Genomic DNA, 18820 nt, shown 5'->3' on the forward strand with positions numbered 1-18820 from the left:
CGACCGGGAGAACACGGACAAACGGCGATCAGACGAACCGGAAGGTTTCGAGGTTCTTCGGCGCGAACGTCCGCATGTTGTACTCGTGATAGAGCGCCGATGAGAGGTCCTGGACCGAGGATTCGTCGCCGTGGACACAGAGCACTTTCTCCGGACGGGGGTTCATCGTCTTCACGAAGTTCTCTAAGCCCTGGCGGTCGGCGTGGCCCGAGAACCCGTCGACGGTCTCGACGTTCATCTCCAGGGAGAGCGTGTTGCCCCGACCGCGACCGTTACCGTTGCCAAGCGGGATCTCGTCCCAGCCGTTCTGGATCCGCCGCCCGAGGGTCCCCTGGGCCTGGTAGCCGACGAAGGTGAGCGTCGAGTCCGGATCGGGACCGAAGTGTTCGAGCCAGGACATGATCGGGCCGCCGGTGACCATCCCCGACGTCGAGAGGACGATCGCCGGTTCGCCGTCGGTGACCTCCTGGCGTTCCTCCTCGCCGCCGTCGATGTGGTTGAACTGGTCGGCGAGGAAGGGGTTCTCGTCCTCGTGGAAGATCCGATCCCGCAGGTCGTCCCGGAGATACTCGGGATAGGTCGTGTGGATGGCCGTCGCCTCCCACATCATCCCGTCGAGATGGACCGGCATCTCCGGGATATCACCCTCACGCATCGCCTCTTCGAGGACGAGCATGAGTTCCTGGGAGCGCCCCACCGCGAAGGCGGGGATCAGGACCGAGCCGTCGCGCTCGTAGGTCTCCCGGATGATCTCCTTGAGCCTCTGTTCGGAGTCCGCCTGGTCGGTCTGGTAGTCGTTGCGGCCACCGTAGGTCGACTCCAGAACGAGCGTCTCGACCCGGGGGAACTCGTTGACTGCGCCGTTGAACAGCCGCGTGTCGTCGTAGTGGATGTCCCCCGAGAAGGCGACGTTGTACAGGCCATCGCCGATGTGGAAGTGCGAGATCGCCGACCCAAGGATGTGGCCGGCGTTGTGCAACGTGAGCTTGATGTCCGGCGAGATGTCGGTCACGTCGCCGTACTCGATCGGGATGGTGTGTTTGATCGCCTCCCGGACCATCTCGGAGTCGTAGGGCGGGGCGCGGCCTTCCTTGGCTGCGACGTCGAGATAGTCGAGTGTGAGCAGCCCCATCAGGTCACGCGTCGGCTCTGTCGTGTAGATCGGGCCGTCGTAACCGTACTTGAACAGGAGCGGAATGAGCGCCGAGTGATCGAGGTGGGCGTGGGTGAGCACGACGGCGTCGATCGAACTCGCGCCGACGCCGAGAGCCTCGGGTACCTGCAGATAGGGATACTCGTCTTCCGCGCCCGGTTTGTCACCGGCGTCGATGAGAACCCGGGTTTCGGGCGTCGAAAGGATGAACGACGCGCGGCCGACTTCCCGACAGCAGCCAAGCGTCGTGATTCGAACCCACTCGTCGTCGGACATCTCCTCGCGGTGGATCTGGCGACCGACGCGTTCAAGGATGTCCCGGCGGTCGTCGCGTTCCTGCTTGAGGAAGTTCCGGACGTTGCTGACTGTCGATGACTCGATCGGCGGCGTTCGGACGACCTCCGGCGTCCACCCAACTTTCTGGGTGATCTCCCGGAGCGTCGAGCCGTGGCGGCCGATTACCATCCCCGGCTTCTCGGCCTCGATGACGACCTCGCCAGTATCTTCGTGGAAATCCAGATCCGTGACGCTGGCCTCATCAGGGATGACCGACAGGACCTCGTCACGCGCCTCCCTGGGCGGGGAGAGCACGTCCGTGTCCGGGCGGACGGTGATCCGCTTGCGGAGTTTCGACGCAAGCCGACGAACGAGGTCGCCGTTCTCCGCGAAGGACTTGGGATCGCGCGTGTAAATGACCAGTTCCGGCCCCTCGTAGGTGACATCCGTGATCGAAATGTCGTTGGGTACTTCGCTAACAATCGTCTCTTTCGTATCCTCGAGTTGCTGATCTACGTTACTCATAGCTGCAAGATGCCCCCGTCGTCTCCCGAAGGCGGTCCCCGCTGCTCGAAACAGACGGGCGGAAACCAAGCCGGTGGGAACGACGACGACTGATTAGTAATGTCATGGTACGACAGTGATTCATCCACATCGGTCCGGTCCCGTAGTACTGTCGAGTGGAAGCCGGAAAACCGATATCCGTACCTGGCTATTCCCCTCGGTTAATAAAAAGCTTCGGAAACGTTGAGGGGTTTCGCCCCACGAAACACAGCCATGGAACTGACGCCGGCCCGGGTTGAATCCGAACGGACGTGGGTGGACGATCGAGCAACGGTCGTGGTACCACTGATCAATCGCCTCCGGGAGAATCTGGGAGAGGTCTTCGAGACGGCCGTCGACCCAGTGACGCCCGAGCAGTACCACGAGGCCGTAACAGCAGTCTTTGCCGTTGGCGATCGAGCGGTCAACGTCGCCGCACTGGTGGGTCTTCTGCGCGATCTCGACGTCGAGGGCGACTATCCGGGGTTCGTCGTCGACGAACTACTCGGCCGTGAACTCGCTGCCACGATCGCCGGCGAGCAGCCGCGTGCAAGCCTCGCGGAAGCAACCTTCCACTACGCAGATATCCGGACCCACGGCAGTGACGAGGACAACGCTGGGCTCGACGACCTCGACGCCGCGCTTGCGGCCGGATTCCAGACTCGCCTGCCCGGGTGGGAGTGGACCGCCACGGAGAGCCCGTTCGGTATCGATCCCGAGTGAGGGACGGTCGGGACAGGGAACGGCGGCGATCGGACCCGACGCGCTCTTGAGGGTCGATACTGAACTGTTGGACATGCGCGTCGAGCAGCTCGGAAACGGCGAGCCGGAACTGGCGATCGTGGCGGCGATCCACGGCGACGAACCCGGTGGCGTCGAGGCGATCGAGCGTCTACTCACGGACGGAACGAACGTCGAGCGACCGGTGAAGTTGATCGTCGCCAACGAGAAGGCCCTCGAAGCCGGCGAACGGTATCTCGACGCCGACCTCAACCGGGCCTTCGATGAGAACGTGCCAGAGGACGCCCACGAACGGGAGCTCGCGCGGCAACTCGCCGATGCAGTCCAGGGGTGTACAGTGCTGTCGCTGCACTCGACGCAGTCCTCTGCCAGACCCTTCGCGATCAGTCCTGGGCTCGACGACGCGACGCGGGCGATCGTTCCCCAGCTGTCGGTCGCCGCGCTGGTTCGGACGGGGCTCGATGTCGAGGGGCGGCTGTTCGCGACCGACGCGACCATCATCGAGGTCGAGACAGGATACCAGCGATCGGTCGAAGCCGCCGAGAACGCCTACCGGATCGCCCTGGAGTTCCTGACAGCGACCGGCGCGCTGCCCGGATACACCGTTTCGACTGACCTCTCAGTCTACGACCTCGGGGAACCCGTCGAGAAGCCGCCCGCAGACGAATACGAGGTATTCGCCGAGAACTTCACCCACGTCGACGCCGGCGAGACCTACGCGGCCGCCGACGGCGAGGGGCTCACCGCCCAAGAGGGATTCTATCCCGTTCTGTTCTCGGCCTACGGCTACGAGAACATCTTCGGCTACACCGGATCGTTCGCGGGGACGCTCCAGACGACCGAGGACGGGACTGCGACACTGACCGCCGACTGATCGACGCCGGCACATGGCGGGTCGAACACGGCGGGTTTAAGCCCCGCCTCGTGGACACACGAGTATGAGCGGCGAGCAAGAGCTCGGGATCACCGAGAGCAAGGAACACGCGACCGGCGAGTGGTACGCCGAACTGGTCCAGAAGGCCGGCCTGGCCGACTACGCCCCGATGGGCGGGTTCATCGTGACCCGACCCCGCGGGTACGCCATCTGGGAGCGCCTGAAGAATCATCTCGATAGCTGGTTCAAGCAGACGGGCGTCCAGAACGCCTACTTCCCGATGTTCATCCCCGAGAGCTACCTCGAAAAGGAGAAGGACATCGTCGAAGGCTTTGACCCCGAGGTGGCGTGGGTCACGAAGGGTGGCTACGACGAACTCGAAGAGCAACTCGCGGTTCGGCCCACCAGCGAGAGCATCATCACGCCCTTCCTCGCCCAATGGACCCGCTCACACCGGGACCTCCCGATCCGCGTCAACCAGTGGTGTAGCGTCGTCCGGTGGGAGGCCACCGAGACCAAGCCGTTCTTCCGCACGAAAGAGTTCCTCTGGCAGGAAGGCCACACCGCCCACCACGACGAGGAAGACGCCGTCGAGGAGATGGAAACTCGCCTGGGGCAGTACAAACGCCTCTACGAGGACGTCCTGGCGATGCCGGTGCTTTCGGGGCGCAAGCCCGACCACGACAAGTTCCCGGGCGCGCACACGACGACGACCGTCGAGGCGCTCATGCCCGACGGCAAGTCAGTCCAGGGCGGGACCTCCCACTATCTCGGGACCTCCTTCGCGGAAGCCTACGACGTGACCTACGTCGACGAGGACGAGGAAGTGAAGACCGCCCACACGACCTCCTGGGGGCTGTCCTGGCGGGCCCTGGGCGCGCTGTTCATGACCCACAGCGACGACCAGGGGCTGGTCCTGCCGCCGACGCTCGCCGAGACGCAGGTCGCCATCGTCCCGATCTGGGACGAGGACAGCAAGGACGACGTCCTCGCATACGCCGAGGACGTCGAGGCCGATCTCAAGGAAGCGGGTGTCCGGGTCGAACTCGACGACCGCGATCACCGCAATCCCGGGTTCAAGTACAACGAACACGAGCTCAACGGCGTCCCGCTCCGGATCGAGATCGGCTCCTACGAGGTCGAAGACGACGAACTCACGCTCGTCCATCGCCCCGACGGCGAGGAAATCACGGTTGATCGGGATGGCGTCGCCGAGACCGTCGAGGACCACCTGGACACGATCTTCGCGAAACTGTACGCCAGCGCCGAGGAGACCCTGGAAGGGGAAATCCGCGAGGCCGAATCGCGCGAGGAGATCCTCGGCACCATCGGCCAGCACGGCGGCTACGTCAAGTGTGGCTGGTGTGGCGACGAGGACTGCGAGGAACCCATCAAGGACGCCATCGCCGCCGAGATCGTGATGGTGCCCAAAGATCGCGACGAGGAACCGATCCACGACGAGTGCGCCATCTGCGGGGAGGAAGCCGAGGAGACGGCCTACTTCGCCAAAACATACTAGACCATCTTTTTCATCGTCGGGTTTCCTCGCTCGCTTCGCTCGCTGTGGGAACCGCGTGGCGACTTCGTCGCCACGGCATTCGGTTGCGGGCCCATGGGCCCGCAACCCACTCCTCGAAAAACATGGTCCACGCGAACGCAGTGAGTGTGGGCTCGGGAGAGCTTGCTCTCCCGGCGGTGAAAAAAGCCGACGGCTCGACCGCCGGTCTCGCCGTCGGTGAACCGCGCTCACTCCGTTCCCGCGGATGCTAATCCACACGCGCTATTCATTCCACCCTGCAAAAACAGTGTTACCGCGACCAGCCGTCAATCCCAGAGGGCGACAGGGAGCCCCCGCCTGTTTCACTTCTCCGACCCGCTCAGTATAAGAGAAGAAAATACCCTTGCATCGGTAGAAATGACAAAATACTTCAGAAATACAGGGAAGAGTTCTCAACATGGAGCGAACTGCCCTCCAACGGACGATTCGACGCGGCATTGCTGTGTTGCTGATTCCGATTTCGCTGTATCCAATGATGTTTGTTGCACGAATGGATGACAACCGTGTTGCCTACAATCATCCAGCCCTCGGTCTTGGATATGATATTGCTCTATTGATTTTTATCGGAGCAACCCTGTATTTTCTCGGAAGTATCCTCATCCAAAGTCTCAGCTCAATACAGGACAGCGGTCAAGGAGAACCGATCTCTGATTAAATCAAAACCCCTTCTGAATTTAGTAGGCCAAATCATAAATTAGCACCGCACTGAAAAGATATCCACTTCTATCCGTCCTGAAAACAACACCCTGTGAACCGTTCTATGACATCCTGGTCACGCCCATCCAAATCGATGGTCACTCGACGACCTCGACATCGAACATGCTTCGCCAGCGATAGCGCCGCCCGCCCCAGACGAAGGTGTGACGAGCCAGTGCGTACGCGAACAGCGGGAGATTCACCACCGTCGCCGGTACCGCGAGCAGGAACGTCCACCGGCGGATGCCGAAAGCCGCGTAGACGAGGCCATAGGACAGTGTCACTCCGACGGTCGTGAGTACCGGATACAGGACGAGGAGCGCGGTGAGGGCAAGCAATGCGAGGGCGTTGAACACAGTGATACCCGGGCCGTGGAACCGGACGATTTTGATGAATCGGACGAACCGTTCGAGAGACTCATCGATCGTGCCGCCGGCCGAAACCTCATGAACCCGTCGTATCGAGGTCACGTCCAGATGCTCGTCCAGCGTTCCATCGTCGCTAATCGTCCGGGTCAGGTCCGCCCGGAAGGCGTCGACTTCGAGATCACCACGCTCGAAGATCACGCTCCCACCCCAGGGGATATCGGCCGCCCATGTCGTTAGTGTGCCGCCAAAGACGTTGGTGGGTTCGAGCAGGATCGCCAGTGGATCTTCCCCGCGGAAGAAGGGGACCTCCGAGACCGGGCCGTGGCGATCGTAATCGGCCGAGAGTTGGTCCAGCCAGTCCGGCGGATGGTCGAAGTCGTCGTCCGTCCAGACGAGCCGATCGTGGCGGGCTCGTTCCATGCCGACATCGATCGCGTTGGCCTTGCCCGAGCAGCCATCGGGGTCGCCTGCGGGGATCACCGACACTGACGGAGGGAGGCCTGTTTGCTTTGCAACTGGATCGCTCTCGTGATCGGGGAGAACCAGGAGTTCGTCGTCGCCGCGAAGTTGCTCGGCCACCTGCCGGCAGGCTGGCGTCCAGGTCGTCGTCGGCAGCAGGACCGAAACTGGCGGTCGCTCCACGGTCGACAAACGGCGGCCTCCTGTCAGAAGCTACTGGAAGCGTCACGCTCTGCCGGTTGATCACCCTCCGCCAGCATGGTCTCGATCGTCTCGACTAGCACGTCCGCCGCCCGCAGAACGTCCTGCCGGTCGACGTACTCCCGTGGTGAGTGAGCGACCGGCCCCTCGTCGTCAGCCAGCACGCCCGGACCGAAGACAACCGTCGGGGCGAGTTTGGCAAACTGGGCAGCCTCCGTCGCCGCGCCGAAGGGGCGCACGTTCCCGCCGCTTGCGGCCCGCAGCACCTCGACGATTTGAGCGTCCGGGTTCGTCTCGAACGCCTCAGGGAACGGCGTGTCCGGCCGAACGAGGGAGACGTCGACGCCGATCTCAGCGGGAAGCAAGTTCCGAAGGTGAGCCTCCAAGGAGGCGGGGAATTCCTCGCTGCGCTCGGGTGGGACGCTTCGGCGGTCGAAGGTGAGCGTCACCTCGGCCGGGATCTGGTTCGGGGCCTCGCCACCCTCAACCATCGTCGGCGTCAATGTCGGCGATCCAAGTGTGTCGTGAGCGGCTGTCCCGCGTGCGTCGTCGTAGCGATCCATCGCCTCGATAGTCGGGCCGATCGCTCGAACGGCATTGGTTCCGTCGCTTGGATCGCTGGCGTGGGCGCTCTCGCCGGTGAGAGTGATCTGGCCCTCGAACTGTCCGCGAGCGGCATAACAGATGTCCAGGTCCGTCGGCTCGCCGACGATCGCCGCGTCGAGGTCGGCATCGAGCGTTTCGACGAGGTGGGCCGCGCCGGTCTGGGTTGTCTCCTCGTCGGGCGTGATCGCCAGCGTCACGCGCCCGTCGCCGATTTCGGCGCGGAGGAAGGCCTCGACCATCGCCGCCAGCGCCCCCTTCGCGTCGCAGGCACCTCGTCCCCGGACGATATCGCCGTCGCGCTCGAACGGGACGTGTGGCGGAACCGTGTCGAGGTGGGTGTTGAGCAGGAGATGGGAGATGTTGTCAGTCTCATCACTGCCGCTCCGGTGGGCGATAACGTTCCCAGCCTCGTTAATATTGGCGCTCACCCCCTCGTCTTCGAGTACGTCAACGAGCAGTGTCTGCATCGCATCGACCGACTCCTGGGATTCAGTCCGGACTGCCTGCTCGTGGAAATCCAGAATGTCAAACGCCATCACTCACGCTCCGCATCGGGCACGCCGGCCGTCTCGTCCTCGACTCGCGTGACGTCGGCCATCGTCTCCCGGCGACGAACAATGCGTGCGCCGTCGCCCTCGATCGCGACCTCGGCTGGCCGGGGCTGGGAGTGGAAATTGTTCGCGAGTTCGTAGCCATAGGCACCGGCGTTGCCGATCGCGAGGATGTCCTCGCGTTCGGGTCGAGCGATCGGCCGGTCGGTCGCGAAGACGTCCGCGCTGGTACAACAGGGGCCGCCGACGGAGACTGCTTCGTCCGCCCGATCCGGCGCAGAGACGTTCCGGATCGGATGGTAGGAATCGAACATCGCCGGCCGGATCAGCGTCGCGAGTGAGGCATCGACGCCGACGACAGTCGTTTTGGGGGCTTCCTTGACCGTGTTGACCCTCGTGAGGATCAACTCGGCGTCGGCGACGACGTACCGGCCGGGTTCGAACTTCATCGTCGCGTCGAGGTCGCCCACCGCCTCCCGGACCGTCTCGGCGACGGCTTCGATGTCGAGCGGTGGTTCGTCCTCGCGATACGGGACGCCGAACCCGCCGCCGAAGTCGACGAACTCCAAGTCGCCGTCGCCGACTTCCCGCGCGAGGTCTGCAACTTTGCCGAGCGCACGGGCGTGCTCGTCGACTTCGCCCGTCAGGACGCCGCTGCCGACGTGGGCGTGCAGACCAACCAGATCGAATCGCTGCCGGAGATCGGCAGCGAGATCGGGGACGCGCTCGGCCGGGATCCCAAACTTCGCGTCCTTGCCCGTCGCGACCTTCTCGTGATGGCCGGTCCCGATCCCGGGATTGATCCTGATGGCAACGCGGCCGTCGTACCCCCGCGCTTCGAGGCGGTCAAACGTGTCCCGAGCGCCGCCGGTGATCGTCAGCCCAGGGTACTCGTCGGCGAGTTCGACAGCGTAGTCAAGGTCCGCGGCGGGCGGGTTGACGGCCGTGTACTGGAGCGTGTTGGGATCAGCGCCGGCCTCGATCGCCCGCTGTAACTCCCCGCGGGCAGCACACTCGATGTCGGCACCGACGTCGAGCAATGCAGAGAGGACAGCCCGGCCGGTGTGTGCCTTCGCGGCGTACATTACCTCGGCATCCGGGAACGCGGCGTCGAACCGGCGGTAATTTGCCTGGACGCGTCCGGTCTCAAGGACGTACAGTGGGGTCTCGTACTCGGCAGCGAGATCGAGCAACTGCTCGTGATCCCAGTCGGCGAGGCGACGGACGGGCGGCGAATGACTCATTACTTAGCGGACGGGTTCGGCGGCTAACAAGCGTTCCGTTTCCTGAAAGGGCAGCGGGAAGGTTCTAGCAGGAGGCCTATTCGTCGCCGACGAACACTGTCTCCAGACGGTTCCCGCAGTCCGGACAGCAAAACGTCTGCCACTTTGTTGGATCGAGTCCGCCCATCGTCTCCGTACGGATCACGTCTTCGCGGACGACTGATTGCTCACAGGTCTCACAGTAGAAGGACTCGTCGTCAGTCATTAGTCATCGTAGGTGTCCCGTCGGAAAAAGGTCGCCGGCTTCGTTACTCGTCGAGGACGAGCCGACGGAGGAAGTTCCCGTACGCTGGCCGGGTGACCAGGACCCCGATCAGCACACCGACGATGGTGATGATGGCGAACCCACTCAGATCACCGAGGCCAAGCACGGTCAGTGGGCTCATCGCGATGATCGTGGTCGCCGCGGCCGCCCCGATGACCCAGAACGCCTTCCGGAACCGGTTCTGGAACACCCGATCGGTAGCGATCTCCTCGCGCTGAAGGATCTCGTCGGCGATGATGATGAGGTCGTCGGCCCCGGTCCCGATGACCGCGATGAACCCGGCGATGTGAGAGAGATTCAACGGATACTGGACGAGCGCGACGAAGCCGAGGAGGACGAACACCTCCGACATCGCGGTGACGATCATCGGCAGCGCGACGCGAACGTCCTGATACCGGAGGAAGATCATCCCACTGACGGCCAGAACGGCCATGATCCCCGTGATCAGGGAGTCAGTCCGGAACTGCTGGCCGAGCGCCGGTTCAAGTTCCTGATAGTTCGCGTTCTCGCTCCCGAAGTCGAGGGGTGCGGGGAGACGGCCGGCTCGAAGGCTGATTTCGAGGTCTTTCGCCTGGGTCATGTTCTCTCCGGTGGTCATTCTGAACGACGGATCGGTGGCGAACCCACCCGAAGCGAACGACCTGCCGAGATCGCCATCCACACCGCCAGAGAAGACGATTTCTCCGTTGAGTGTCGTAACCAGGCAATAGTCGTCGACCGCGGAAACGTTCGTGATCTGCGACCGATCGTAGCCACAGTTGCGATCCTGGTTGAACCCGTACTCGGTCATCTCCTGCTGGAACCGTTCGGCGACGTCATCGTTGATCGTCACCGGGACGAAAGCTTCTGTTCCATCGGCCACTTCCCGTTCCTGTGCTGTCCCGATCCGTCCGAACTCGTCCTGGCCCAGTACCTGTGACGGAACGAACGATCCGTTTTCGTCCGGATGAACCGCGTAGACACGGACGATCCCGCGCTCGTTGAGGAGTGACTGAAGTTCCTCCCGATCGCGATCCGGCGCAGTGATCGAGATGAGGTTCCCCTCGATCGCGTTGAGTCTCGAGACGCTGCCACCACTGAGCGCTGATTCACTGATCTTGTCTCGAATGACCTTCACCATGCGCTCGCGAGTCTCGGGCGTGACGCCGTCGCGAACCGTCCCGGGCTGGTAGCCCTCGGCGACGAGGGCGTCACGTAGTTGGTCGTGGGTGACGTTTTTGGTGAAGACTTCCACAGTCTTCGTCGCCGCTGAGACCCTGACATCAGCTGGATCAGCCGACAGCGACTCAGTGACGTTCACTGCGAGGGCGTTCTCGCGCTCGAAGGTGACGTTGACGTCCTCGGCCGTGATCCCGACGGCAGGGGCCTGAATGCTGGTCCCGCCGTCGAGTTGAATCCCGTACTGGAGGTTGGTGATACCGCCATCGTCTGCGCCACCGGTGACGGGAGCGAACAGGGCAACGGCACTCCCGAGGACGAACACGACCAGCAGGACGATCCGCCAGTTCTCGCGAACGTTCATCTGTTCACCCCGTGGAATTTATACCAGCGAAGCAGACTCAAGTTGAGCATGTAGGTGTTCATCAGGTCGACGCTCAGGCCCAAAACGAGCACGATGCCGATCTGAGCCATGATCTGGATGCCGAACAGCGTCGCCATAATGGCCATGACGGCCATGGCCACGATCGAGGTCAGCGTCATCGTCACACCGGTCTGCATCGCGGCGTACGTACTCTCGTAGAACTCCCCGCGCCGTCGGAGGATGTGGTTGTTCAACAGAATATCCGAGTCGACGCTGTACCCGATCAGCATGAGGAGGCCGGCCACCGTGCCAAGCGAGAGTTTGACCTGGAAGAGGCTTAACACGGCAAGGGGAATCACCAGGTCGGAGAACGCGGAAATGACGATCGCGATACTCGGGACGAACGTCCGAAAGAGTGCGAACGCCAGAACGCTCATGCCGAGGAAAGCAATGGCGATCCCGAAGAGGGCGACCCGCATGCTGTCAGCTCCAAAGGACGCCGGTGTCGACCCACTCGAGGTGACGTTCATCCCCGACGAAGTGGCTTGACCCTTTAGCTCGGTGATGTTCGCCCCGCTACCGAACGTGAGGCGGTAGGCGTTGTCTTCGAGCACGAGCCCCTGAACAGACTCAGGCTCGGGTGTGAAGTTCGTCTGAATGTCGGACGACGGCATATCCGTCTGGACGGTCATCTGTGACCCGCCGGTGAAATCGATCCCGAGTGCGACTGGCGACCCAGTCGCCGCCCACGCCCCGATCAACACGACGAGCGCGAGCGCCAGCACCGCCAGCGGGACAGCTGCGAGCTGACGGTTGGAATACTTCGTATAATCGACTTCCGGTACCTCGAACTCTACCATGACCATGCGTGTGGCACGGGCCTGAATAAGCCTTCCTAAAAGCCAGTAGCGTCACACCGGCCGGTCGAGTTAACCGAGACACGATGGGCTTTTAGGGCTGGTTCCCCTGTGATAGTGGCGGCATGAAAGACCTCACGACAGGGCGTTCCTACGGGGACGTGTTGCTCGTCCCACAGCGCTCGCCGGTCGACAGTCGCGACGACGTGGACCTCTCGACGCCGCTCACACCCGACATCGAACTCGAGCGCCCACTCCTGAGTGCGCCCATGGACACCGTGACCGAACGCGAGACGGCGACCGCCCTCTCGGCGGCCGGTGGGTTCGGGACGATCCACCGGTTCCTCGCGATCGACGAACAGGTGGCCGAAGTGCGGGCGGTCGTCGAAGCCGGCGAGCGCGTCGGTGCGGCCGTCGGCATCGCCGATGGCTACCTCGAACGGACCGAACGGGCGCTCGAAGCCGGGGCCGACGCGATCGTTCTGGATGTCGCCCACGCCCACCTCGAACGCGCGCTTGCGGCAGTCGAGACGCTCGTCGACGAATACGACCCCGCGAACCTTATCGTCGGCAACGTCGCGACACCCGAGGGCGTCCGTGATCTCTACGCGGCAGGAGCCGACACCGTCAAGGTCGGTATCGGCCCCGGCTCGCACTGTACGACCCGGCGCGTCGCTGGGGCTGGCGTCCCACAACTCACCGCAGTCGACCAATGTGCGGACGCCGCCGAGGACCTCGACGTGCCAGTCATCGCTGATGGCGGCATCCAGAGCTCCGGCGACGCAGTCAAGGCGCTGATGGCCGGCGCGGACACGGTCATGCTCGGACGATTGTTCGCCGGGACAGCCGAGGCCCCGGGCGACGTCGTCGAGATCGAGGGCGACCAGTACAAGCGCTCGCGGGGCATGGCGACGACGGCCGCCAACGAGGCCCGGACGGACAAGGACGGCGCAGCGGCGGACGCCGATGAGGGCGTCGAGGGACTGACGCCATACAGCGGCGACCTCGCTGACGTCGCCGACCGGTTCGCTGCCGGGATCCGATCAGGATTGAGTTACTGTGGCGGCCACACTATTCCGGAAGCGCGTGCATCGGCTGAATTCATGGAAGTCGCAGCCAGCGCCCGCGAGCGCGAGGGGGCACACTTCGATCACGACTGGGAGAGCGTCGTTGGAGACGGCAGCGATTGATGTAGCGGCTGCTCCGCGACGGTCGAAGAAAAGTGACTACGGCAGATAGCGAACACTGAGGACACCATCGTCAGCCCGAATCTCGACGCGGTCGACGCCGAGACGGGCCGCCCGCCTGACCGTCTCGTCGTCGTCGATGACGTCCGCGACGGCCTGCTCGGTTTGTTCCGCCGGAACAGTCAAAACGTGTACTTCACCCTCGCCGGCACGCTCCCGGCGTGTAACCTCTCCGACGGCCTGGTCTGTGGCGATGTCCCTTGCCTGTTTGGTCGGGGTCTCCGGACTCCGCTCGATCGGCACGGTCCGGCGGTCGTGGATCGCGGCCACCTCCCAGGTGACTTCCATCGGCGGTTCGGCCCGGATCGTCGCCTCGACCACTTCGTCGGTCTCGAAGTCCGGATGTGCCGAAAGTGTATGCACGTGGGAGTCGGTGACGTCCGTCAGGACCGCCGACTCGCCGTCGACGTGGGTAACCACAAACGTCCCCGTTTTCTCGCTCATACCCGAACGCAGGATTTCGTCCCTCTTTGATTCACCGGTAGCGGCGGTGTACAAGGGCCATGATCGTCACCGCGAGTGCCGGGACGACGGGTGCGGCTGGTTCGGGGATCGCGTAGAGGAGTTCGACGAGCGGACCGAAGACGCCATCAGCGGCGGGACGCGTGATCGTCTCCCCGTCGAGAACGAACGACGCCGGCATCGACGCCACGGCACCGAGGTACAGCGAGACGAGAAACAGAAAGCCGGTCGTCCCGAGAGCGCGGTCGTAGCGTCGATCGCCCGTCCCCCGGCGGTGGCGTCGGGCAACGAGCAACGTCGGCGCGAGTAGCGGCCCGACGATCAGCAACGCGATGAGGACGTAAAAGGCCCGCGCGCTCGTCAACAGGCCACCCGGCGTGCCGAGGGTCTCCCCGATCAGCGAGATCACCGCAAGCACGAACACTACCGTGGCGAGAGCGGCGAACAGTCCACCCACGACGATGTACACCCGGCAGAGCCGCGAATCGGTCGCACCGAAGGCGTAGGGGAACGCACCGAAAACCCCCTCGTAGGCGTCTTCGCTCGTGGGTTCAGCCATGCCGAACCCTTGTCACGGCTGGCGAATAAGCGCGATGGTTTGAACACCGGAAGGCAACCCCCGAAAGCGCAGGGCCTTTGGGGTTGCTGGCCGTTTATCCGGCCATGGTATCGGAACCCCGAGCAGATCGAACGCGCCTCCGTGCTATCGGTCTGGCAGCGGGTTGGGCACTCATCGGGTTTCTCGGGAGTCAGATATTCGCCGCTATGCTTTATATTCCGATCTCGCCCGCGCTTGGATCCATCCAGCCAACCATGGAGCAGGCGCTTCTTACTGCATTTTCGGGCATTGGCTTTGTTCTCGTCGCTATCGCGTACCTTCGCGTGAACGACCTGAATGTCGAATATATCGACGTTCGTTTTCCGTCCCTGCGCGATATTGGGTATACAATCCTCGGCGTGGTCGTCCTCCTGGTCGGCATCGTCCTGATCAGTCTCCTGTTCATCGAACTTGGTATCGAAAGTTCAGAGCACCAGATCTTCAAAGACGTGACGGAGAACAACAACCCGGAACTGCTACTTGCATTCGTGCCGCTATCGCTTCTGGTCATCGGACCGGCGGAAGAACTCATCTACCGAAACGTCGTCCAAAAGTCGCTCTACGACCAATTCGACCGACGGCTTGCGGTCATCATCGCGAGCGTGTTGTTTGCCCTCGTCCACTTTCCAGCGTACCTCACCTCGACACCGTTGGAAGCCGCGAGTTCAGTGGTAGCCGTATTTTTCCTGGCGCTCGTGCTGGGGGAATGGTACCGCCGGACGGACAACCTCGTCGTGCCGATTCTCGTCCACGGACTCATCAATGCAATCCAGTTCGCGTTGCAATACGTCCAGATTAGATACGAACTGGCCGAAGCGACACTGACTGCGCTCATGTGAGTACCGGGCAGTCCAAAGCCGATTGGAACGCGATGCGGCGAGGATCCCGACCGAGTCGGACGGCCGTCTGACGGGGGTTTTTATCACGACATCGATTACCATGATATATGCCGACCCGGTTTTCGGTCGTCGTCGACGACGACCAGGCCCGCGACATCGAGCAACTGGCCCGCGAGCACGATCTCACGGACGAGGAAGTGCTCCGACAGTTGCTGGCGCTGGGTCTGGATACACTCGACGGTGACCGGCCGGTCGAGGGACCGACCAGTCACGACGCGCCCGGGAAAACTGATGCCGACCCTTAAGCGCTGGATGGATTCTTCCGCGAGAGCGGGCTGCCACAGATCGGACAGCGGTCGTGATTCTCGTCGAACTCGCGGCCACACCCCTGACACTGGAAGTGCCAGTCGCGTTGGGCCTCGATCCCGTCCTGGGCGATCACTTCCACGTCGATCTCCAGTTTCTCCGCGACGTTCTGCATCGCGTAGTCGTCGGTGACCAGTTCGCCGTCGAGTTCGAAAGCAGCGGCGATCAGGCGGATGTCGGTCGTCGACAGTTCTTCGAGGTCGCCGGTCTCGTCGGCCGCCCGGCGGATGCGTTCGACGGTCTCCTCGTCAGGGATGTGGAGGTGCATCCCGGACCCCTCGAGGGCGTCGAAGCGATAGGCGCTCTCGTCTTCGAGTTCCTCGCGAACGAGAGGGATCGTGGCGAGTTGCTCGTCGGTGTGATACTCGTTGATGAAAGCCGAGGCGTCGAGAACGTTCATTTAGCTACCTTAGCGTTCGATGATCATGTGATCTTTGACTGCCTGTACACGACCCACAGGAACGCGAATGCGGCCGTTGTCGTCCCGCTTGAAGGCCGTCTCACCGAGCGTCTCGTCGGGTTCGATGATGAGGTCTTCGAGCCGCCCCGATTCGAGATCCATCGTGATGTTGTACAGCATGCCAAGCTCAGCCCCGTCCGAGCCCATGACGTCTTTCCCGGAGAGGTTCTCGGCGAGTATTTCGGCCATACAGTCGCTTACCCGGTCCTCTTACATAAACGCCACGGGCTGTCGGACGCGTGACTGACAACGCGATCGGCGACCTTCCCCAGTACGCGCGTGGCTTGCCGACAGCGATACGAACACCTTAAATGGCGAGAACGCCGAACTCGGACAAGGACTTCTCAGGGTGAGACGGGATGGCCGAAGACACACCAACTGATACGACCGAGTCGTCGTCGCTCCGGACGCCCATCGTCGCGGTCCTGGGCCACGTCGACCACGGCAAAACGACGCTACTGGACAAGATCCGCGGGTCAGCAGTGACCGAAGGCGAAGCGGGCGCGATCACACAGCACATCGGCTCGACCGCCGTGCCACTCGACGTGATCGGCGAGATGGCCGGCGATCTCGTCGATCCCGAGGACTTCGATCTGCCCGGCCTGCTGTTTATCGACACGCCGGGCCATCACTCCTTCTCGACGCTCCGTTCTCGGGGTGGGGCCCTGGCGGACATCGCCATCGTCGTCGTCGACGTCACCGACGGTTTCCAGCCACAGACCGAGGAAGCACTGGACATCCTCAAGCGAACCCAGACGCCGTTCATCGTCGCGGCCAACAAGGTCGATACGATCCCGGGCTGGAACCCGAACGACGACCAACCGATCCAGGCGAGCAAAGAGCGCCAGGCCGACCGCGTCCAGTCCGATCTGGACGAACGCCTGTACGAACTCATCGGCGAGTTGAGCGACGAGGGATTCTCGGCGGACTTTTACTGGCGAGTCCAGAACTTCCAGAACAACATCGGCGTCGTCCCGCTGTCGGCGATGACCGGCGAGGGCGTCCCCGACCTGCTGACTGTGCTGATGGGGCTCTCCCAGCGCTATCTCAAGGAGGAGATGGCGATCGATGTGACTGGCCCGGGCGCGGGAACAGTCCTCGAAGTCACCGACGAACGCGGGTTCGGCACGACGATCGATGCCGTCGTCTACGACGGGACGATCCGGGCGGACGATCAACTGGTCGTGGGCGGACTCGAAGAGCCGATCGTCACCGAGGTGCGGGCCTTACTCCAGCCGCGACCGCTGGCCGAGATCCGGACCGAAAAGGAGTTCGAGAAGGTCGACTCGGTGGCGGCCGCCGCCGGCGTGAAGATCGCCGCGCCGGACCTCGACGACGCGATGGCCGGCGCGCCCGTTCGCGTCGTGCGCGACCGTCCCGTCGAGGAAGTCATCGCCGAGGTCGAGGCCGAACTCGCGGAAGTCGAAGTCCAGACCGAGGAGGAAGGCATCGTCGTCAAGGCGGACACGCTCGGCAGCCTCGAAGCGATTTCGAGCACGCTCGCCGACGAGGAGATCCCGATCATGCGCGCGGAGGTCGGCGACGTCGCGCCACGCGACATCCGGGTCGCCGAGACCGCCAACGAACCGACCCACCGGGCGATCCTCGCCTTCGGCGTGGACGTCCTCGATGACACCGCCGCCCTCGCCGAACAGGAGGACGTCCGACTGTTCGAGAACGACGTCATCTACCAGCTCGTCGAGGAGTACGACGAGCACGTCACGGCGATCGAGGAGTCCCAGCAGGAACAGATCCTCGACAACATCACGCGCCCGGCACGGTTCCGGATCCTCGAGGACCACACCTTCCGGCAGTCCGATCCCGCCGTCGTCGGCGTCGAGATCCTCTCGGGGACGATCGTCCGTAATTCCAACGTCGCCCGATTCGAGGGGAGCGAACCCGAGCGCGTCGGCCAGCTCAAGGGCATCCAGGACGAGGGCGACGACGTTGATGAGGCACGGGCGGGCGAGCGCGTCGCCGTCTCGATCGACGGCCCGACGGTCGGCCGGGACATCGAGGAAGGCGACGAACTCTGGATCGAACTCCCCGAGAAGCACGCCAAGATCCTCGAACAGGAACTCACCGAGGAGATCCCCGCCGACGAGCGTGAGGCGCTGTCGATGTATCTGGACAAGCGGCGGAACAAGGATCCCTTCTGGGGGAAGTAGACTTTTTGTGTTGCAGTTTGACTACATATTCGAAGGTATTAGCTTACGGTCAGGGTCAACGGCGGTGTTCAGATAAGCGCCAATCAAAGAGCTACTTTCTGCCGACTAACTAGCCAAATCCTGGTGGACTGAAAGGGCGAGTCAGTTTCGGGAACCCCGACGAAGTAAGCACTGCAGGGCGCGAAGCGCCCGAAGCGCGCAGCGAGTCGCGGGACCGAAACTGGCGAGGGCTTTCAGAGCATGCTCACTCCGGACAGATCCTTATCTTAACACTGTCCAGTTGAGGGACCGTGTACTTATCCCGCAGGAACTAGCTGCTCGAGCTGTCGTACATCGCGTCGAACTCTCCTTCGCCGCGGATCAACGCCTCGACGCCGTCAGTGAGCGTCACTTCGCCGAAGACGGTGGCCCGGTAGTACGTGTACAGTCCGTCCTGGCCTCGCTCGGTACGCTGTCGTTTCTCGACGAGGCCGACGTCAAGTAGTTCGTTGAGGTGGTAATGGAGCGTGCTGTTGTCGACGTCGAGCGCCGCTTCGAGCTCTTTCGGGCTCATCTCGCCGCCGTGGACGAGCCGATAGAGGATTTCGTAGCGGGTTCGGTGGCCAACGGCGGCGTGCATGTCGAGGTACTCCTCGAGCGTGAGGACGCTATCCTCGGGCAGCAGGTCGCCCGGATCGTCCGGTGGGTCGCTGCCGGCCGTCCGCGTTTGATCCGTCACCATCGTAGC

At 63.1% G+C, this 18820-nt stretch carries 20 protein-coding genes; 8 read left to right on the forward strand and 12 right to left on the reverse strand.

The genetic code is table 11. The annotated features are described in order from the left end of the window. Positions 1–28 precede the first annotated feature (28 nt). Entirely contained in the window at positions 29–1954 is a 1926-nt protein-coding gene (locus SVXhr_RS09455; protein WP_275736963.1) for a beta-CASP ribonuclease aCPSF1, read from the reverse strand. Positions 1955–2206: 252 nt separating this feature from the next. On the opposite strand from SVXhr_RS09455, the gene SVXhr_RS09460 reads away from it, so the two are divergent. From SVXhr_RS09460 to SVXhr_RS09475, 4 genes are all read left to right on the forward strand, one after another. Then, positions 2207–2695: a hypothetical protein gene (locus tag SVXhr_RS09460; protein ID WP_275736964.1), complete on the forward strand. Its 489-nt coding sequence runs from the start codon at positions 2207–2209 to the stop codon at positions 2693–2695. 73 nt (positions 2696–2768) lie between these two features. Next, on the forward strand, positions 2769–3587 hold the full coding sequence (locus tag SVXhr_RS09465; protein WP_275736965.1) for a succinylglutamate desuccinylase/aspartoacylase family protein: 819 nt from the start codon (positions 2769–2771) through the stop codon (positions 3585–3587). A 64-nt stretch (positions 3588–3651) separates the two neighbouring features. After that, entirely contained in the window at positions 3652–5106 is a 1455-nt protein-coding gene (gene proS, locus SVXhr_RS09470) for a proline--tRNA ligase (protein WP_275736966.1), read from the forward strand. Positions 5107–5542: 436 nt separating this feature from the next. Next, positions 5543–5800, forward strand: a complete 258-nt coding sequence (locus SVXhr_RS09475) for a hypothetical protein (protein WP_275736967.1) — start codon at positions 5543–5545, stop codon at positions 5798–5800. Positions 5801–5939: 139 nt separating this feature from the next. On the opposite strand, the gene SVXhr_RS09480 is transcribed toward SVXhr_RS09475, so the two are convergent. The 6 genes from SVXhr_RS09480 to secF all read right to left on the reverse strand — a co-directional run bounded on the left by SVXhr_RS09480 (position 5940) and on the right by secF (position 11956). After that, entirely contained in the window at positions 5940–6851 is a 912-nt protein-coding gene (locus SVXhr_RS09480) for a glycosyltransferase (RefSeq protein ID WP_275740918.1), read from the reverse strand. A 23-nt stretch (positions 6852–6874) separates the two neighbouring features. Then, positions 6875–8011: a M20 family metallopeptidase gene (locus SVXhr_RS09485; RefSeq protein ID WP_275736968.1), complete on the reverse strand. Its 1137-nt coding sequence runs from the start codon at positions 8009–8011 to the stop codon at positions 6875–6877. Continuing rightward, complete coding sequence (lysA, locus tag SVXhr_RS09490) at positions 8011–9270, reverse strand: diaminopimelate decarboxylase (RefSeq protein ID WP_275736969.1); 1260 nt, start codon at positions 9268–9270, stop codon at positions 8011–8013. The genes SVXhr_RS09485 and lysA overlap by 1 nt, the downstream gene beginning before the upstream one ends. Before the next feature lie 76 nt (positions 9271–9346). Beyond that, on the reverse strand, positions 9347–9514 hold the full coding sequence (locus SVXhr_RS09495) for a hypothetical protein (RefSeq protein WP_275736970.1): 168 nt from the start codon (positions 9512–9514) through the stop codon (positions 9347–9349). 43 nt (positions 9515–9557) lie between these two features. Beyond that, a complete protein-coding gene (locus tag SVXhr_RS09500; protein ID WP_275736971.1) occupies positions 9558–11096 on the reverse strand; it encodes a preprotein translocase subunit SecD in 1539 nt (512 codons plus the stop codon). Beyond that, on the reverse strand, positions 11093–11956 hold the full coding sequence (secF, locus tag SVXhr_RS09505) for a protein translocase subunit SecF (protein ID WP_275736972.1): 864 nt from the start codon (positions 11954–11956) through the stop codon (positions 11093–11095). Before secF ends, SVXhr_RS09500 begins: the two co-directional genes overlap by 4 nt. A 122-nt stretch (positions 11957–12078) precedes the next feature. On the opposite strand from secF, the gene SVXhr_RS09510 reads away from it, so the two are divergent. Beyond that, complete coding sequence (locus tag SVXhr_RS09510) at positions 12079–13143, forward strand: guanosine monophosphate reductase (RefSeq protein ID WP_275736973.1); 1065 nt, start codon at positions 12079–12081, stop codon at positions 13141–13143. Between the two features lie 36 nt (positions 13144–13179). Here the strand turns inward: SVXhr_RS09510 and SVXhr_RS09515 are convergent, their stop codons facing one another. Together SVXhr_RS09515 and SVXhr_RS09520 are read right to left on the reverse strand one after the other, a co-directional pair. Further along, positions 13180–13644, reverse strand: a complete 465-nt coding sequence (locus tag SVXhr_RS09515) for a DUF5812 family protein (RefSeq protein WP_275736974.1) — start codon at positions 13642–13644, stop codon at positions 13180–13182. A gap of 31 nt (positions 13645–13675) precedes the next feature. Next, complete coding sequence (locus SVXhr_RS09520; protein ID WP_275736975.1) at positions 13676–14221, reverse strand: hypothetical protein; 546 nt, start codon at positions 14219–14221, stop codon at positions 13676–13678. Positions 14222–14298: 77 nt separating this feature from the next. Here SVXhr_RS09520 and SVXhr_RS09525 point away from each other — a divergent pair, with 77 nt between their 5' ends. Both SVXhr_RS09525 and SVXhr_RS09530 read left to right on the forward strand, forming a co-directional pair. Continuing rightward, complete coding sequence (locus SVXhr_RS09525; protein WP_275736976.1) at positions 14299–15099, forward strand: type II CAAX endopeptidase family protein; 801 nt, start codon at positions 14299–14301, stop codon at positions 15097–15099. A gap of 107 nt (positions 15100–15206) precedes the next feature. Continuing rightward, positions 15207–15404 carry a hypothetical protein gene (locus tag SVXhr_RS09530; protein WP_275740973.1) on the forward strand — a complete coding sequence of 66 codons (198 nt, stop codon included), beginning with the start codon at positions 15207–15209 and terminating at the stop codon, positions 15402–15404. Here the strand turns inward: SVXhr_RS09530 and SVXhr_RS09535 are convergent. Continuing rightward, positions 15401–15865: an NOB1 family endonuclease gene (locus SVXhr_RS09535; RefSeq protein ID WP_275736977.1), complete on the reverse strand. Its 465-nt coding sequence runs from the start codon at positions 15863–15865 to the stop codon at positions 15401–15403. The two genes, SVXhr_RS09530 and SVXhr_RS09535, sit on opposite strands and share 4 nt — an antisense overlap. Before the next feature lie 9 nt (positions 15866–15874). Continuing rightward, on the reverse strand, positions 15875–16114 hold the full coding sequence (locus SVXhr_RS09540; RefSeq protein ID WP_275736978.1) for a PRC-barrel domain-containing protein: 240 nt from the start codon (positions 16112–16114) through the stop codon (positions 15875–15877). A gap of 170 nt (positions 16115–16284) precedes the next feature. Between SVXhr_RS09540 and infB the strand changes: the two genes are divergently transcribed. Next, a complete protein-coding gene (gene infB / locus SVXhr_RS09545; RefSeq protein WP_275736979.1) occupies positions 16285–18093 on the forward strand; it encodes a translation initiation factor IF-2 in 1809 nt (602 codons plus the stop codon). 310 nt (positions 18094–18403) lie between these two features. Here the strand turns inward: infB and SVXhr_RS09550 are convergent, their stop codons facing one another. Then, complete coding sequence (locus SVXhr_RS09550) at positions 18404–18814, reverse strand: winged helix-turn-helix domain-containing protein (RefSeq protein ID WP_275736980.1); 411 nt, start codon at positions 18812–18814, stop codon at positions 18404–18406. Positions 18815–18820: the final 6 nt, after the last annotated feature.

The organism is Halorhabdus sp. SVX81 (assembly GCF_029207715.1).
Taxonomy (GTDB): domain Archaea; phylum Halobacteriota; class Halobacteria; order Halobacteriales; family Haloarculaceae; genus Halorhabdus.

Coding starts and splice junctions, on each gene's coding strand:
- SVXhr_RS09510 (WP_275736973.1), top strand. CDS start 12,079: ATGAAAGACCTCACGACAGGGCGTTCCTACGGGGACGTGTTGCTCGTC.
- SVXhr_RS09455 (WP_275736963.1), bottom strand. CDS start 1,954: ATGAGTAACGTAGATCAGCAACTCGAGGATACGAAAGAGACGATTGTT.
- SVXhr_RS09465 (WP_275736965.1), top strand. CDS start 2,769: ATGCGCGTCGAGCAGCTCGGAAACGGCGAGCCGGAACTGGCGATCGTG.
- SVXhr_RS09500 (WP_275736971.1), bottom strand. CDS start 11,096: ATGAACGTTCGCGAGAACTGGCGGATCGTCCTGCTGGTCGTGTTCGTC.
- SVXhr_RS09460 (WP_275736964.1), top strand. CDS start 2,207: ATGGAACTGACGCCGGCCCGGGTTGAATCCGAACGGACGTGGGTGGAC.
- SVXhr_RS09485 (WP_275736968.1), bottom strand. CDS start 8,011: ATGGCGTTTGACATTCTGGATTTCCACGAGCAGGCAGTCCGGACTGAA.
- SVXhr_RS09515 (WP_275736974.1), bottom strand. CDS start 13,644: ATGAGCGAGAAAACGGGGACGTTTGTGGTTACCCACGTCGACGGCGAG.
- SVXhr_RS09530 (WP_275740973.1), top strand. CDS start 15,207: ATGCCGACCCGGTTTTCGGTCGTCGTCGACGACGACCAGGCCCGCGAC.
- SVXhr_RS09540 (WP_275736978.1), bottom strand. CDS start 16,114: ATGGCCGAAATACTCGCCGAGAACCTCTCCGGGAAAGACGTCATGGGC.
- infB (WP_275736979.1), top strand. CDS start 16,285: ATGGCCGAAGACACACCAACTGATACGACCGAGTCGTCGTCGCTCCGG.
- SVXhr_RS09535 (WP_275736977.1), bottom strand. CDS start 15,865: ATGAACGTTCTCGACGCCTCGGCTTTCATCAACGAGTATCACACCGAC.
- SVXhr_RS09495 (WP_275736970.1), bottom strand. CDS start 9,514: ATGACTGACGACGAGTCCTTCTACTGTGAGACCTGTGAGCAATCAGTC.
- proS (WP_275736966.1), top strand. CDS start 3,652: ATGAGCGGCGAGCAAGAGCTCGGGATCACCGAGAGCAAGGAACACGCG.
- SVXhr_RS09520 (WP_275736975.1), bottom strand. CDS start 14,221: ATGGCTGAACCCACGAGCGAAGACGCCTACGAGGGGGTTTTCGGTGCG.
- SVXhr_RS09475 (WP_275736967.1), top strand. CDS start 5,543: ATGGAGCGAACTGCCCTCCAACGGACGATTCGACGCGGCATTGCTGTG.
- secF (WP_275736972.1), bottom strand. CDS start 11,956: ATGGTAGAGTTCGAGGTACCGGAAGTCGATTATACGAAGTATTCCAAC.
- SVXhr_RS09550 (WP_275736980.1), bottom strand. CDS start 18,814: ATGGTGACGGATCAAACGCGGACGGCCGGCAGCGACCCACCGGACGAT.
- lysA (WP_275736969.1), bottom strand. CDS start 9,270: ATGAGTCATTCGCCGCCCGTCCGTCGCCTCGCCGACTGGGATCACGAG.